Source organism: Dorea sp. AGR2135 (genome assembly GCF_000420885.1).
Taxonomy (GTDB): domain Bacteria; phylum Bacillota; class Clostridia; order Lachnospirales; family Lachnospiraceae; genus Dorea; species Dorea formicigenerans.
The window spans coordinates 117166-132317 of the sequence record NZ_ATVU01000003.1; the positions used below are offsets into that span (position 1 = coordinate 117166).

The 15152-nt window shown below is 41.5% G+C and carries 11 protein-coding genes; all 11 read right to left on the reverse strand.

The genetic code is table 11. The features are described 5' to 3' along the window. Nucleotides 1-119: 119 nt before the first annotated feature. The 11 genes from G593_RS0103235 to G593_RS0103285 all read right to left on the reverse strand — a co-directional run bounded on the left by G593_RS0103235 (nt 120) and on the right by G593_RS0103285 (nt 15100). Entirely contained in the window at nt 120-314 is a 195-nt protein-coding gene (locus G593_RS0103235) for a small, acid-soluble spore protein, alpha/beta type (RefSeq protein WP_005337026.1), read from the reverse strand. Nucleotides 315-429: 115 nt separating this feature from the next. Continuing rightward, complete coding sequence (locus G593_RS0103240) at nt 430-1239, reverse strand: DUF4097 family beta strand repeat-containing protein (protein WP_005337024.1); 810 nt, start codon at nt 1237-1239, stop codon at nt 430-432. Nucleotides 1240-1241: 2 nt separating this feature from the next. Continuing rightward, nucleotides 1242-1943, reverse strand: coding sequence for a DUF1700 domain-containing protein (locus tag G593_RS0103245; protein WP_029730732.1), 702 nt, complete (start codon nt 1941-1943; stop codon nt 1242-1244). Beyond that, nucleotides 1943-2263 carry a PadR family transcriptional regulator gene (locus G593_RS0103250; protein WP_029730733.1) on the reverse strand — a complete coding sequence of 107 codons (321 nt, stop codon included), beginning with the start codon at nt 2261-2263 and terminating at the stop codon, nt 1943-1945. Before G593_RS0103250 ends, G593_RS0103245 begins: the two co-directional genes overlap by 1 nt. Before the next feature lie 377 nt (nt 2264-2640). Further along, the gene (gene addA / locus G593_RS0103255) at nt 2641-6222 is read right to left on the reverse strand and encodes a helicase-exonuclease AddAB subunit AddA (protein WP_029730734.1); all 3582 of its coding nucleotides are present in this window, start codon (nt 6220-6222) and stop codon (nt 2641-2643) included. Next, complete coding sequence (addB, locus tag G593_RS0103260) at nt 6213-9617, reverse strand: helicase-exonuclease AddAB subunit AddB (RefSeq protein WP_029730735.1); 3405 nt, start codon at nt 9615-9617, stop codon at nt 6213-6215. The genes addA and addB overlap by 10 nt, the downstream gene beginning before the upstream one ends. A gap of 11 nt (nt 9618-9628) precedes the next feature. After that, the gene (gene dapF, locus G593_RS0103265; RefSeq protein ID WP_005334513.1) at nt 9629-10486 is read right to left on the reverse strand and encodes a diaminopimelate epimerase; all 858 of its coding nucleotides are present in this window, start codon (nt 10484-10486) and stop codon (nt 9629-9631) included. A gap of 140 nt (nt 10487-10626) precedes the next feature. Then, the gene (gene hflX / locus G593_RS0103270; protein ID WP_029730736.1) at nt 10627-11874 is read right to left on the reverse strand and encodes a GTPase HflX; all 1248 of its coding nucleotides are present in this window, start codon (nt 11872-11874) and stop codon (nt 10627-10629) included. A gap of 11 nt (nt 11875-11885) precedes the next feature. Further along, on the reverse strand, nt 11886-12410 hold the full coding sequence (locus G593_RS0103275; RefSeq protein ID WP_029730737.1) for a tetratricopeptide repeat protein: 525 nt from the start codon (nt 12408-12410) through the stop codon (nt 11886-11888). A gap of 24 nt (nt 12411-12434) precedes the next feature. After that, nucleotides 12435-14297: a heavy metal translocating P-type ATPase gene (locus G593_RS0103280; RefSeq protein WP_029730738.1), complete on the reverse strand. Its 1863-nt coding sequence runs from the start codon at nt 14295-14297 to the stop codon at nt 12435-12437. Nucleotides 14298-14740: 443 nt separating this feature from the next. After that, nucleotides 14741-15100 (reverse strand): ArsR/SmtB family transcription factor, encoded by a 360-nt coding sequence (locus G593_RS0103285; RefSeq protein WP_029730739.1) that lies wholly within the window; start codon nt 15098-15100, stop codon nt 14741-14743. Nucleotides 15101-15152: the final 52 nt, after the last annotated feature.

The window sequence follows — 15152 nt, forward strand, 5'->3', positions numbered from 1 at the left end:
CTCATATTTGTCAACATCTTGTAGCTGTTCGATTATAGCAAACGATTCTTTGTTTTTCAAGGTTTCTTGTAAAATGTTCACATTTGTTAATATTCGTAATATTTTTTGTAATATTTTTGTTACTTCTTACTTCGATTTTTCCTTTTTCTGGCAAGTATTCCACCAATTCTCCCGGTTTCTTTTGATGACAACGATTTCCAACCGTCTTTCATAACCCTATCTAAAAGTCCTAACTCATCGGCTATCTCATATTTCATCTTCTCTTCTTCTGTAAGCTGATCCAGACGAACTGGTGTATCCTTCTTTTTTGCCATGGCAAACTCCTTTCCTTCCTATGACCGAAGCATATTTTTCTACACCAGTATTGTTAACACATCTGTATTTCTTATTCGCCAAAACATTTACCTTCGGCTTATTTTTTTACATTTCCTATGATTGTTCTGCCTGAAATTGAACATTTACCTTCCCAATTCCACATTCGATTGACATGGTCTTATCGGACTGATTTTCAATCTGATATTCACTTCCAATCTCTGTAAATTCTCTTTCGCCACACACAATACTTCCTATGTCGCAATTCAGATCATAATTATAATCTGTCTCATTACCGATGGCAGTAAAGTTAATCTCTCCGACGCCACTTTCAAGATCTGCATCTCCCAGCGTCTTTCCGAGCGCTTCGATCAGCCCCATATCACAATTCATTGTCAGATCATTTGTCAGGAAAGAATCCACTTGAACCTCACCGGCATCTACATCTATATCTAAATCTTCTGTATGGATATCTTCTATATAAATGCTGCCTGCACTCAGATTCATATCTACTTCTTCCAGCTTATAGCCTTCTGGAATATAAATATATATTTTTGCATCTTGTGCATGATTTCGCGCGTAAATCCAGTTCCAGACTTTTTTATTTGTTGTAATATTTAATACTCCCTCTTCTTCATAACACTTAAACTTAAGACTTTTGGATATTTTTTGTGTTTCTACAGTAATCTCCTGCTGTTCTTTTGGTGCTTTTAATATTTTTATCTCGCCTGTTGCTATGTCAAGATCCAATTCTCGGATGCCCTGATAGCTTTCCTGAATATTCGGACTATAAGTCTCTTTTATTGGAGCACGTTCTTTCACTATTTCCATCGTTGCGCCCATTCCCAGTCCAATGCCCAAAAGTGCAATACCGACTACCAACGTAATACCACAGGTCAGCCAGAATATTTTCCATCCTTTTTTCATCTTCACGCTACCACCTTTCTATGAGAAATCTTTCCCCAGAGGTACTTCATTCCCTTTGCCAGTCCACGAAGTACTACTTCACAGAGTTTTCCAAATCCTACTGTTGCAATCACACCAAGAACCATTATGATCAGACCGCTGCCAATCAATGCCAATCCTGCGGCTGTCTGTGGCAGAAGTATAACGGAACCGGATATTACCAGCGAAATTCCTACAATTGCAATGGCAGCCCCGGCAATAACCAATGCAAATACTCCAACAATGATAGTTAACACCATTGCCAGTCCTGCAGCCAGAATACCTCCGATAATTGGAATCAAGACCGGTCCTATAATTATCGCAAGAGCCACAATTAAAACAATTTTTCCAATACGGGCATTTTTCTTTTTCTGATCATCTGATGTCCCATACTGATATTCCGATGACTGCTTATTCTCCTGATGATTCATCTGATATTGCTGTCCTGCTGACTGATATTCTTCCTGCTGACCATGCGTTGTATTTTCCGTCTTGCCTTTTAAATCTGCTTTTATATTCTCTGCCACTTCCTCCGGAGCGCCAAATTCCCGGATAACCTGTTCTTCATTCTCTTCGCCGGCCTCATCAAAATAATCGTTATAATACTTCATAGCATCTCTTCGTTCTACTTCAGGAATGTCCTGTAAAAGCGATGCCAGTTTTGTCATATATTCAATTCGGTTCATTACTTCTCACCCCCTGCAAATAACTGATTGATCTTGTTCGTATATTGTGTCCATTCTGTCCGATACATATCAAACTTTTCCCTTCCTGCCAAAGTCACCTTATAATATCTTCGATTGCGCCCATCGTATTGTCTGTCGTACACTTCAAGACAACCATCTTTTTGGAGTCTTCGAAGAACTGGATAGAGGGTTGATTCAGACACTTCTATTGTCTCCCGCACATCCTGTGTAATCTTATAACCATAAGTGCCTTCCTCTGTCCGTGACACAACTGCCAGAACAATCGCATCTAAAAGAGCTGCACCTGTATTAAAGACCATTTCACCACACCCTTTCTGCAAAATCTGGATTTACCTAAAAATTGTTATGCAATTATCTTTACAGATTCGCTATATTATTTCGTTTCATATATTATATGCCGTATAATATATGCTTTTGTATATTATACGGCATATAATATTATAAGTCAAGAGAACGCAGACACAAAAGTTGAATAACCTGCATTTTAACAGATATTTTCAATAAAAACAGCATCAAGTGCATATTCTACGCGACTTCTACACAATGGAGATGAAACTCTTAACATCATAGAGGCCTCTGCCGAATATGATGTTTGTTTTTAGAGGTTCATCGTAATTCCCTGTGTGGGGAGCTTAGAATATGCACTTGATGCATCCTTTTTAGTAATTAATATTTGTTAAGACAAACTGCAGGCTTCCCCCAGTGTAAAAGAGTACAGCACCTTTTCTTTCACTTTCTTCCCGGTGATCTGTTCCAGCGCCCTGCCATAGTAATCTAGCTGAGCATGGTATTTTTCCACCAGTTCTTCTATCTTATATACTTTGTCTGTCTTGTAATCCAGTACGACCAGTCCGTCTTCTTCCTCAAAGTACACATCTATGATTCCCTGTACAAGAGCAAAGTCGCCTTCCGGCTCATCTTTATATAATTCCTGCTCTGGTATCCCAAGAACAAACGGCTGTTCTTTCCACAGTTTTCCACAATCTGCACTTGTTCTCATTCGTTTTCCCACAGAGCTATCAAGAAATCCCAACACATCGGCTGTCTGGACGGAATCTGCCATTTCTCGCGTCATTCGCCCTTGTTCTACAAATGTGTTTATCTCTGCCTCCAGTGTCTGCCTATCATACATTTTTTCAAAATCAAGAAGTTCCATGACGCGGTGATAAGCAGTTCCTCGCGGAGCTCCGGTCAGCGTTTCTTCTTCTGTCATAAATTTAGGAAGAAGCGGTACAACTTCCGGTTCTTCAAAAACTACTTCCCCCAAAGCATTTTCCTCATTGTCAAGTTCTGCCTGATAAGCCATTTTTTTTAGCTCAGATACTGTAAATTTCATCTTTCTGGCATGACTTTTTGGATAAGGATACTGATATGCGAACTGTTCTTCTAATGTCTGTCTCACATTTGCATCATATTCTGCTGAAGTGTCCCATCTTCGTAATATTTCTTCCTGTATTTTTCCGGATACTTCCGTCTCCACCTCATCACGGACAATCTCTTCTAGCAACACTTCTTCGAAAGTGACCGGTATCTCTTCTGGTATATATGCAAGTGCCGGTATGATCCAGTCCAGATATTGAATAGCACTACTTCTCTGTGCAAAAGTCAGTGTCTTTGCCATTTTTGTCTCTAGATTATCACAGGTTCCTGTAATAATCAGCTTTTCCTTTGCTCTTGTCAGTGCAACATAAAGCACACGAAGTTCTTCTCCTAAATTATCAAGCTTCGCTTCTTTTTGAATCACTTTTTTTACCAGACTTGGAATTTTCGTTCTTCTATCTAAGTCTACTACATCCATACCGACTCCTAGTCTGGCATGAATGATCACTTGTCCGGCAAGATCCGTCACATTGAATTTTTTACCAGTTCCTGCTACAAACACGATTGGAAACTCCAGTCCTTTACTTTTATGAATCGTCATGACACGGACTGTGTCTGACTGCTCATCTTCCAGACTTGCCTCACCATAATCCACTTCAAATTTCTGAAGTTGCTCAATATAACGCACAAAATGAAAGAGTCCTTTATAGCTGGAAGACTGAAATGCCTGCGCTTTTGTAATCAGCATTTCTACATTTGCCGCACGCTGCGCGCCTCCCGGCATTGCTGAAATAAACTGACCATACCCGGTTTGTGTCAGAATGCTCCGTAGAAGTTCATGGATTGGTGTATAAGGAACAATTTCCCGGAAATCATTCATTTTTCCATAGCAATGTTTGAGTTTCTCACATATTACTGTATCTTCTCCGTTTTCCAGATAATTTTCTACCGCCTGGTAAAATGGAATTTCAAAAGCTTCAGAACTTCGGATCACTGCCATTTCTTGTTCGTTCAGTCCACAAAATGCCGACATAAGAATCGTCGCCAGTGGAATATCCTGTTTCCGATTATCCAGCACTCTCAGATAATCCAGAAGCACACCGATTTCCTGCGTTGCAAAATATCCTTCTTTTGTACCTGAAGATGCCGGAATCCCTTCCCGATTCAGTTCCTGTACGAATATGTCAGCAATCCCTTTCACACTTCTTGTGAGAATGACTATATCGGAATATCTTGCCGGACGCAGCTTCCCTGTCTTCTTATCCAGAACCTTCTGCTCTGCAATTAGCCTGCGGATCCGGCTTGCGATCATCCGGGCTTCCATCTCCTGTTTGGAGGCTTTTATGGAACGGTCATATTTTTTCAATTCTGTATTTAATACAAGTACTTCTGTTTCACACCCCGGATTTTCAGGATATTCTGCACCCACATGCAATGCCGCCTTGTCATCGTAATCAATTTCTCCAAGATTTCGCATCATAATCTGCCGAAAAATGTAATTCACACTGTCCAGTACTTCTTTTCGACTCCGGAAGTTTTTATGAAGATCAATCCTTTGTTTTGGTCCTTTTTCCAAATCATACGTGTCAAATTTTTCCATAAAAAGCTCTGGTCTGGACAGCCGGAAGCTATAAATACTCTGCTTGACATCTCCCACCATAAAAATATTATATTTTCCTTTCGAAACACCGGAAATACTGGTCAGAATCGTCTCCTGGATCAGATTACTATCTTGATATTCGTCAATCATAATCTCCCGGAACTGATCCTGATATTCCTTTGCAACCTCAGAAGGTTCAAACCCTTCTTCTGTTTTTTTTGCCAGGATCTGAAGTGCAAACTGCTCCATATCTGAAAAATCAATAACATTTTCCTGGCGCTTCTTTACGTCAAATCTTTGTGAAAAACATTTTACCAGGCCCACCAATTCTTCTATATAAGGAAGACATATCTGCATATCTGCTGCCATTTCTTCCGGTTTCTGATAAAAATAATCTTTCTTCAGACCACTGACAATTTCCTTCACCTGCTCACGAAGATCCTTAACTGCTTCTATTTTTTCTTTCGATACAGTCTTATCTCTGCATGATGCGAACCTGCTCCACTCTACATTCTGGATGCGCCCAGACAGCTCATTATAATTTTTTGCACTTAAGAGCTCTCTTATTGTCTGAGCATCCAGCTTCAAAGCCTCTTCATACACAGCCGGGCCATCTATTTCCAGACTAATTTGCGTTGCCTGTTCATTCAATAGTTTTGCTTCTTCCAGGTAGGCTTTCGCCCAGGTTACAATTTTGTTTCCATAATCACTTTTTTCCAGATCTTCTGCACAGTCGACTCTATATGCATCAACACATGAATCAAGCCAGCCCTCTCCGTCTGGATAGCTCCGGCTGTAATCGTAAGCCTTCTCAATCATTTCTTCTAGCTTTTTATCATTTCTTCTTCCACCATAGGCATTAGAAAACCGCAAGAACCGCTCTTCTTTTTGCGCGTACTTTTCTTCCAGCAGTTCATCTAATACATCATGCCGCAAAAGTTTCAGTTCTCCTTCTTCTGCAGTACGGAAACCTGGATCAATGTCAATTACATGAAAATGATCACGGATCACAGAAAGACAGAAACTGTGAATTGTTGTAATCTGCGCATTGTGGATCAAAGTCGCCTGTCTTTTCAGATGTTCATTTTCCGGATTCTCTTCTAATGCCTTTTCAATGGCACCCCGGATTCGTTCTTTCATCTCACCTGCCGCTGCTTCTGTAAATGTTACAATCAGAAGTTCGTCCACATTGACCGGGTGTTCCTCATCAGTCAGCATGGTAATAATACGCTCTACCAACACTGCTGTCTTTCCCGAACCTGCTGCTGCAGACACAAGAATATTGCGGTCCCGAAGATCAATGACCTGTTGCTGCTGTTTTGTCCACTTTACTCCCATGAGCCCGTTCCTTTCTCCTGCTCCTTTTCATGATCGTCCCGATTCATGTTCTCTTTGACTGCATCTGCTTCCATGGCTGCTATCACCTCTGACTGTGTCATCTCAAAAATATCCCGATATTTGTATCCCGGTATTTTCTGGTCAAAACCACAGATATGCCGGTATGCACAATAATCACAGCCACTCTCCTGTTTTCTCCGGTATGGAAATGCCGCAACTTCTCCACTTAATATTTTTCGATGTACCTTTAATACTTTTCCCAGGGCATGGCGCATCATCACTTCAAATTCCTGCTCCGATGCAACTTTTGAATTTTTTGACAGACTACCATTTTTATTATATTTCACAGGAATGACAGCAGATTCTCCGGCCTGACAATGATCCAGATGCTCCAGTGTCTCATCTTTCAAATTCATCACGCCATCCACCTTCAGCTCTTTTAGTACTTTCTGCCAGATTTCTTCTTCCTCTCCAACCACTTTCTTCTCCACAAGAGGATCATTTAACCGGTAATAAAAGACACCTGCCGGAATCACCTCACTGTCCGGGTAATGTTTTTGAGTCATTTTTACTGCTGCGTCCATATAGACCATAAGCTGAAGCTGGAGCCCGTGATACAAAGCCACCACATCAAAGGCCTTGCTCCCGGTCTTATAATCCAGAACCTTGACATAGACCTTGTCTTTGTCTTTGCACAGATCCACACGGTCAATCTTACCATTCTCAAAACGCATTTCATAAGCCACCGGCACAAAATCTCCTGCTTCTAGCTGCTTTGTAAGCGCCCATATGGTTCTCGTCAGAAGACGCTTCATGCGCTCAATCATATACTCGTTGCGCGCCGAACTGTAAAGCACCGAATTCCCATAGTCGGAAATGGCATGTTCCACACTATCGTCAATGTATTCCTGTCTTTTTTCTTCCTCTATCTCTGTCCAGGACAAATGCTCTTCTTTTAGCTTTCTGGAATAATACTCCAGGGCGCTGTGACACACATTTCCCAGATCAATTGGTTGAAATTCGTATATCTGCCGCTCCCGAAGGCGCAGTCCATAAGTAAGAAAATGCGCAAATGCGCAGGCTGAAAACCGTTCAATTCTCGTGATACTGTCCTGAAAATGTTCTCCATAAAGCTGCTTAGCCACCTCTTTTGTCAGTCCATCTGCCGGCCGGGTATAAAATCCCGATTTCATAAGTTCTTCTACACGATACTGCCACTGTGGCTGTCTCTTGTACCAGGAATATAATTCCTGCCATTCCTGATCCATAGCGTTCCCGTCCTGAAATCCTCTGATAACTTTTTGCATACCAAGCCTGGGGGTCCACTCCTGGGCAGAAAATGCCTGTTTTTCTTCGTCTTCTATTTCCAGACCCGAAAATAATCTCTGCATCTCCTGGATCAGATATGATGGGCGGATACTTTTTCCGTCCGCGGAAACCTTGCTGTAATAAATATCCAATGTCTCAGAAGGTTTTGTCAGATTCATGTAAAGATAAAATTTCTGCTCGTACGCTTTCTCTTTACCTCCCGGTGACAGATGGATCTTTCCTGTTGCAAACTTATCCCTGTCGCGCTCTGTAAGAAGACCACTCCTTATTAATGCTCCCGGAAGAAATGTATCATTTGCCCCGACAAAAATAAGTGCTTTCATATCTTTTAATCTTGTACGTTGCATGTCTCCAACAACAACCTGATCAATTCCAGGTGGAATGACTCCGACTCTTGCTTCTTCAAGACCCGCGTCTAAAAGCTTCAGATATTCATCCATGGTCACCTTCTCATCACCAAGAAGTTCTACGAATTTATCAAATAGTTCAATCAAAATACGATAAACCTGACTGTATTCCTTGGCAAGCGCAAGTTCTCCTGCCTCTTGAAATGCTTCAGACTGACGCTGCAATTTTAACTGAAGTTCTTCTCTCACCATAAACTCATAAAGCGCCATTGTCACATCTTTGACTGTCTTGCTCCTTTGTCTTAATACATACACAAGCGTGTCCACCTTTTCCACAAGACGAACCCGGTTATGATTCAGAATTTCCAGATTTTCTTCTTCCATATATTTCGGGCGGCGGATCCAGCTCTCCTGCCATTTCTTATATCCACGGATTCCAAGTGCAATTACGTAATTTTCCAGTTCATCGACTTCCCCATAAGTAAAACCACTAAGATTTGTTCTTAAGAAACGAAATACACTCTCATAACTGAAATTATCTTTCACCATATTCAGAAGACTCCGGATATATTCTACAAAAGAATTCAAAAGAATACTCCGCTTATGATCCATAAACACCGGAATTTCGTAGAGGTCAAATGCCTGTCCCAGGTCATCACCATACACCTCCATATTGCTTACAATAACTCCGATATCCCGGTAACGATATCCTTTTGTCCGAACCAGGTTCCGAACTCTTCCTGCTGCTTTCATCGCTTCTTCTCTTGGATTTCTGGCCACATGTACCTGGACTGCTCCCTGTTTTTCCTTATAACATTCTTTGCTATAGCGGAATATATTTCTCTCCAGAAACTCCATAGCCGAATTGTCACAGAATCGATAGAGTGGACGTTCGTACAGACACAATGGGTCTTCCACACTCACTTTTCTCTCTGCCGCAATCTGTATTAACGATGTCACGGTATGCTTGCCGAGTGCAAATAACTGATATGGGTGCTTATAAACGTACGGATTTTCCCGATCATCCATCGTTACAGTTACGATCACTTCCCGGCATACTTCAAGAAGTTCTCCAAGCAGCCGGTTCTGTACTGGTGTAAATCCTGTGAATCCGTCCAGAACAATCGTACTTTCTTTTAAAATATCCGAACCTTTCACTACACGGCAAAGTGCGTCCAGGAGTTCTTCTTTCGTAATAAATCTATCTTCCAGATATTTCTTAAAACCAATATACAGAACTTCCAGATCCTGAAGTTTATAATAAAGCCTTGAATTCTCCCCTGCTGCTGCTTTCATCTGCCTCAGTTCCTCTTCCCCAATATCGTACTGATCAAATTCTGAAAGCACTGATTTGACTTCGCTGATATAGCCAAGCTTTTTCATATTTCCCTTTAAGACTTTTAAATCCTTTTCATAATCACCGGCAATCTTTCGCAGAATCAGATTCTTTCCCTCATCATCCAACACCGGAAGGGCCTGCCCACCGGTCTCCTCAAAGATGCGGTAAGCAAGCCTCACAAAACTAAGTACATCGATATTCATAATTCCATGATTCGGATGTTGCATGACAAGATCCTTCTGCGTCTGCATCGTAAACTGCTCCGGTACAAGGACAATATACTGACGATCCGGGAACTTTACAGATTCCCGGATCACATAATCATATAATTGATAAGATTTTCCTGAGCCAGACGGCCCAAATACGAATTTTAAAGACATATCTCTCCTTCTTACAGGCTTCTTAAATTCTCCGTAAATTCACTGCTGAGCGTAATCTTTGCCACGTAGAATACATCTCCTGTCATAAAGACCGTTCCGTCATCTTCCACTTCCACCTGAAGATCTCCTCCCGGCATATGTACGATTACTTTGTTATTCGTCATACCAAGCTTATGTGCCACGGCTGCGGCTGCACATGCACCTGTTCCAGATGCCAGAGTATAGCCTGCACCACGTTCATAAATCTCAATAGCAATATTCTCTTTGTCGATGACTTTCATAATCTGTGTATTGATTCTGTGTGGAAAATACTTCGCACACTCGGAGTAATCACCAATCTTACATACAATATTCTTAGAGATTTCTCTCATCGGAATCACGCAGTGCGGATTACCGACACTTACACAAGTAACCGGATACAATGTCCTTCCGAATACCATATCTTCATTGATCACTTCTCTCTTCTCTCCTGTCACCGGAATTTCATCACTCCAGAAAGAAATCTTTCCCATAGAAACGCGGAGTCTGCTTCCGTCTTCATTTAAAAATGTAACTGCTGCCTCCCCATATCTGGTATATAATTTGAAATTCTTCTTTTGGATATAGCCTGCATCTTTTAAATATTTTGCAAAAATACGGACACCATTTCCACTTGTTTCAGATTCACTTCCATCCGGATTCCATACTTTGACATGCATGCCGTCTTCTTTTATAACCGGACCTTCCAGGACTCCATCTGCTCCAAGTCCTGCATTACGGTCACAAATCATCTTAACATTTCCCGGTGTCAGTTCCAGTTCATTTTTATTTGGATCAAATACTACATAATCATTGCTTAATCCATGATAACGCTCTAATACCACTTTCATAACATACCTCCGTTTTAAATCTTCAGACAATTTTCACTATTCTTATCATAACAGGCATCAATTTCTTTTTCAATGTATATAATGATTTTTCTGTCGTTTAAATGTATGAAAAAATGATACACTATAAAACATAATAAGATTTACCTGTTGACAACAATTTGCGGATAAATATCAGCAGGTACATATGCCGTAACCTGGATACCTTCTTCTGTATAATTCTCTTCCAGTAATTCTCCATATTTTCGAATAAGCTGGATCTTCCCGGCTTCACTGTACGGATATACTTCCTCTATATAAACCTTCTGCTGGCGAAGAAGCGCTTCAATCGTCTCCAGCAGATCCCCGAGTCCTGCTTTAGTCTTTGCAGATATTGAAACCGTATAGTCTGCCTTAAAATCTCGAATAACTGGCCTTCCTTCCAGTCGGTCCTGTTTATTAAATACGGTAATAATCGGTTTATCCTGGACTTTTAATCCCTGAAGTGTCTCATAAACAGTAAACATCTGCTCATCCGCCTGAGGATTCGAGGCATCAACCACATGCAGAATCATATCTGCATATTTTGCTTCCTCCAGTGTACTTTTAAATGCATCGATCAGATGATGTGGCAGTTTCCGGATAAAACCTACGGTATCTGTCAGAAGTATCTCCTGACCGCTTGGAAGCTTCAGACTTCTTGTCGTCGGGTCCAGTGTTGCAAACAACTTATCTTCCGCCAGAATATCTGCACCAGTCAAAGCGTTGAGAAGTGTTGACTTTCCGGCATTCGTATATCCCACGATTGCTGCGACCGGAATCCGGCTCTTTGCTCTTTTTTCTCTTGTCACTTCACGGTGTTGCTTTACACTCTTTAGCTCCCGATTCAGAAGTGCGATCCGATTTTTAATAAGACGTCTGTCCATCTCCAGCTTCTTTTCTCCCGGACCTCTCGTACCGATACCACCGCCAAGCCTTGACATGGCAGTTCCAAATCCGGCAAGTCTCGTCTGTCGGTACTTAAGCTGCGCCAGCTCAACCTGAATCTTTCCTTCACTGGTAGATGCTCTTGCAGCAAATATATCCAAAATAACCAGAGTCCGATCCATAACCTTTGCATCTAGTTCATCCTGGAGATTCTTCATCTGTGCCGGCGACAATTCATCATCACAGATAATTCCTGTTGCATCCAGCTCCCACAAAAGGCTTTTGATCTCATCAATCTTTCCCTTTCCGACATAAGTCCCCGGGTGTACCTGATCCCGGCTCTGCACAACTTTTCCTACTGTAACAGCACCGGCTGTCTTCGCAAGCTCACTTAGTTCTTCCAGTGAAGCATCGATATCCTCCTGCCCCGGAAGACATACCCCTACCAATATAACACGTTCTGTCTCTTTCTTTAATTCTATCATTTAAACTTCCCTTATCTGGTTTTTAAAAATTCTGCTTCTTTAGCAGCTTTCTCGTCATCTGGATATGCGGTCACATAATCTTCCAGTTTTGCTTTTGCATTGTCCCAGTCTTCCAGTTTTTCATAGCAGACTATTACATTAAACTGAATTTCCTGCTTCATATCGTCAGAACAATCTGAATGATCCAATGCTTTTTCATAATAAGAAATAGCATCTTCATAGTTTTCTGTCTGCATCTTACACACTGCCATCATATTACAGATTGTTCCTGTCTCCTTCGTTCCGGCTGAAACTGCATTTTCAAATGCAGCAAGCGCATCTTTGTATTTTTCCTGTTCATAATATGCAATTCCCAGTCCACGATAGGAATCGGCCACATTTTTCTTATCCTCTACTGCTTTCCGTAAATTCTCCTGTGCTGCTGCATAATCTTTATTTTCCAGACTTTCCACACCCTTTTTATATACATTCTGACCACAGCCGGCAAGCATCATGCACGCCAGTATCAGTGGTATAATTCTTTTATAGCATTTCATAATTGTTGTCTTTTTTCCTCCTGTCTAAGCAGTATATCCTGCAACTCCTGCTGAATTAATCACTGCCAGTATCACCACGACCATCTCTACTAAAATTGCTTCCCACATACCAAAGTATCCAATAACTGCCATAAACAACACAAGTATCTTTACAAATACTGCAAATGTAATATTCTGTGAAACACTGCGCAGTGTCTCTTTTGCAATTTTCATCAAAGCTACTATTCCATGAAGGTCATCTTTTACAAGAATCACATCTGCTGCCTCAATTGCCGCTTCTGACCCGAGATTTCCCATGGCAATTCCTATATCTGCTCTCGCCAGCATCGGAGCATCGTTAATTCCATCACCGACACAGACCAGCTTCTCTGCCTCTCCCTGAATAGACATGAAATCTTCTAACTGTTCCAGTTTATCCTGCGGAAGTAAGTCCGTATAAACATAGTCCATATGAAGTTCGCGTCCAACCGCCCGTCCCGTCTTTTCTGTGTCTCCCGTCAGCATCACCAAAATTGCCCGATACTTTTCCTTCAGCCATGTAAGCGTCGCTTTCGCCTCTTCTTTCACCTGATCCTGAACGAGTACATATCCTGCATACTCTCTGCCCACACATACGTAGACGACTGTTCCCGGTTCATTAATTTCATCTACCAGCAGCTTTTTTGCATCCATCATACGACGGCTTCCAACATGCACTCTCTGTCCTTCATAGGTCGCACTGATTCCAAATCCAGGCTTTTCTTTTACGCTTCTGACACTGTCAGTATCCAACTCTTTTCCATATGCATCTGCCAGTGATTTTGCCAGTGGGTGATTGGAATAACTCTCCACATGAGCGACCAGCTTTAAAAGTTCTTCTTCTGTCATACCCACTGCTTTTATTCTTGCCACCCGGAACTCTCCTTGTGTCAAAGTTCCTGTTTTATCAAAGATAAATGTATCTGCTTTCACCAGACTTTCCAGAAAATTACCACCTTTGACCACAATTCCCTGTCTGGCTGCTGAAGCAATTCCACCCAAAAATGCAAGTGGTGCTGCCACTGCAAGCGCACATGGACATGCCACGATTATAAAAATAAGTCCTTTATATATCCATGTCTCCCAGTTTCCATAAGAAAATGTAGACGGCGGAATAACCATGATCAACACAGACAGCAATACCATGATCGGTGCATATACTTTGGAAAATCTCGTCACAAATGCTTCTTTTTGGGATTTACGGTTCTGCGCCTCCTCCACAGTTTCCATAATTCTTGAGACGATTGAATCCTTGTAAATTCTTGTCACTCGCGCTTCCAGCACACCGCTTTGATTAATGCAGCCACTGTAAATCTTATCCCCTTTATACACTTCCACTGGCATTGCCTCTCCTGTAATTGCCTTTGTATCTATAGTTGAGCTTCCAGCCAGAACAACCGCATCGACTGGAATTCGTTCTCCTGGTTTGATCACAATAATATGGCTCATCTTCAATTCCGAAGGATCTACCTGTACTTCCTGCCCTTTTACTTTACGAATAGCATATGTCGGTCTCAGATCGATCATCTTTGCAATAGATCTCTTTGTCCGGTCTGTCGCAATCTGTTCCGCAAGCATTCCAAGTTCAAACATAAGCATAACAATCACAGCTTCCATATATTTCCCTATGCCAAATGCTCCGATTGTTGCAAAGATAACTAATATATATTCTACCGGGAATCTCTTTTCCATAATCTCTTCACTCAGTTTCTGAAATGCCCCATATCCTGTCAGTAAATAGATTCCCAGAAATATTGCGAATTTTTCTTGATCGGACAGCATAAATCGGGCTGCCCCCCAGACAGCACCTGCATATACGATTATCCCCAATCCATAGACTATACATTTTCTCTTTAACTGCTTTTTCATAACTCTATTCCCACATTCTCTTTCTTATTTTGAGACTTGCATCTTTGCTTCGCCCAGATGCAGGAAAACGCTTTGGTCAGTCATCTTATTCAAGAATGCCTCGGCATTCTTGCTGCGAGGTGCGCGTCATGCAATTGCATGACATACTTCTACTGCGCACCTCTGCAAGTCTACACTCCGTTTCGGTCGGCGCAAAACCATTGTCCACCGGACAATGTGCGCCCTGCCGGAGGCTATATCAGCTGGGGGATTGACTCCCACCACTGATACAAGCTTGTTTCTCACCACCTATAGGACGCTACTGAAAAACTGTTTTTACATACAATATATAGTAGCGTAAAACATATAAATATACTTTATCTTGTGCTGCTTTGCGCAAAATAAGGACTTTTTCAGTGGCGTCCCTATAGAGGTGGGAGTCATCTCCCAACTGATATATCTTTTTATTCTGTAATATGCTCCATACCCTGACTGATAATAGACTGGATATGTCCATCTGAAAGCGAATAATAAACAGTCTTCCCGTCTCTTCGGTTCTTCACAAGTTTCATCTGCTTTAACATACGAAGCTGATGGGAGACTGCTGACTGTGTAACTCCCAGTATCTCCGCCAGATCACACACACACATCTCTGATTTTTGCAATACATACAGAATTTTCACTCTTGTTCCATCTGCAAATGCTTTATAAAAATCAGCCAGACTATTAAGCAGTTCTTCATCCGGCATCTGCTCCAAAGCCAGTTTTACGTTCTCATTATGAATACATGTCACATCGCAGCATTCAACTTCTGTCTTTCCCATATATTTCATCCTTTCAAACTACAGACTATCACGACCCGACTGTCATGTTTTT

Excerpts from the sequence above, each read along its gene's own strand:
- G593_RS0103280 (WP_029730738.1), bottom strand. The coding sequence starts at position 14,297 with ATGAAAAAGCAGTTAAAGAGAAAATGTATAGTCTATGGATTGGGGATA.
- addB (WP_029730735.1), bottom strand. The coding sequence starts at position 9,617 with ATGTCTTTAAAATTCGTATTTGGGCCGTCTGGCTCAGGAAAATCTTAT.
- G593_RS0103240 (WP_005337024.1), bottom strand. The coding sequence starts at position 1,239 with ATGAAAAAAGGATGGAAAATATTCTGGCTGACCTGTGGTATTACGTTG.
- dapF (WP_005334513.1), bottom strand. The coding sequence starts at position 10,486 with ATGAAAGTGGTATTAGAGCGTTATCATGGATTAAGCAATGATTATGTA.
- G593_RS0103235 (WP_005337026.1), bottom strand. The coding sequence starts at position 314 with ATGGCAAAAAAGAAGGATACACCAGTTCGTCTGGATCAGCTTACAGAA.
- hflX (WP_029730736.1), bottom strand. The coding sequence starts at position 11,874 with ATGATAGAATTAAAGAAAGAGACAGAACGTGTTATATTGGTAGGGGTA.
- addA (WP_029730734.1), bottom strand. The coding sequence starts at position 6,222 with ATGGGAGTAAAGTGGACAAAACAGCAGCAACAGGTCATTGATCTTCGG.
- G593_RS0103285 (WP_029730739.1), bottom strand. The coding sequence starts at position 15,100 with ATGGGAAAGACAGAAGTTGAATGCTGCGATGTGACATGTATTCATAAT.
- G593_RS0103245 (WP_029730732.1), bottom strand. The coding sequence starts at position 1,943 with ATGAACCGAATTGAATATATGACAAAACTGGCATCGCTTTTACAGGAC.
- G593_RS0103250 (WP_029730733.1), bottom strand. The coding sequence starts at position 2,263 with ATGGTCTTTAATACAGGTGCAGCTCTTTTAGATGCGATTGTTCTGGCA.
- G593_RS0103275 (WP_029730737.1), bottom strand. The coding sequence starts at position 12,410 with ATGAAATGCTATAAAAGAATTATACCACTGATACTGGCGTGCATGATG.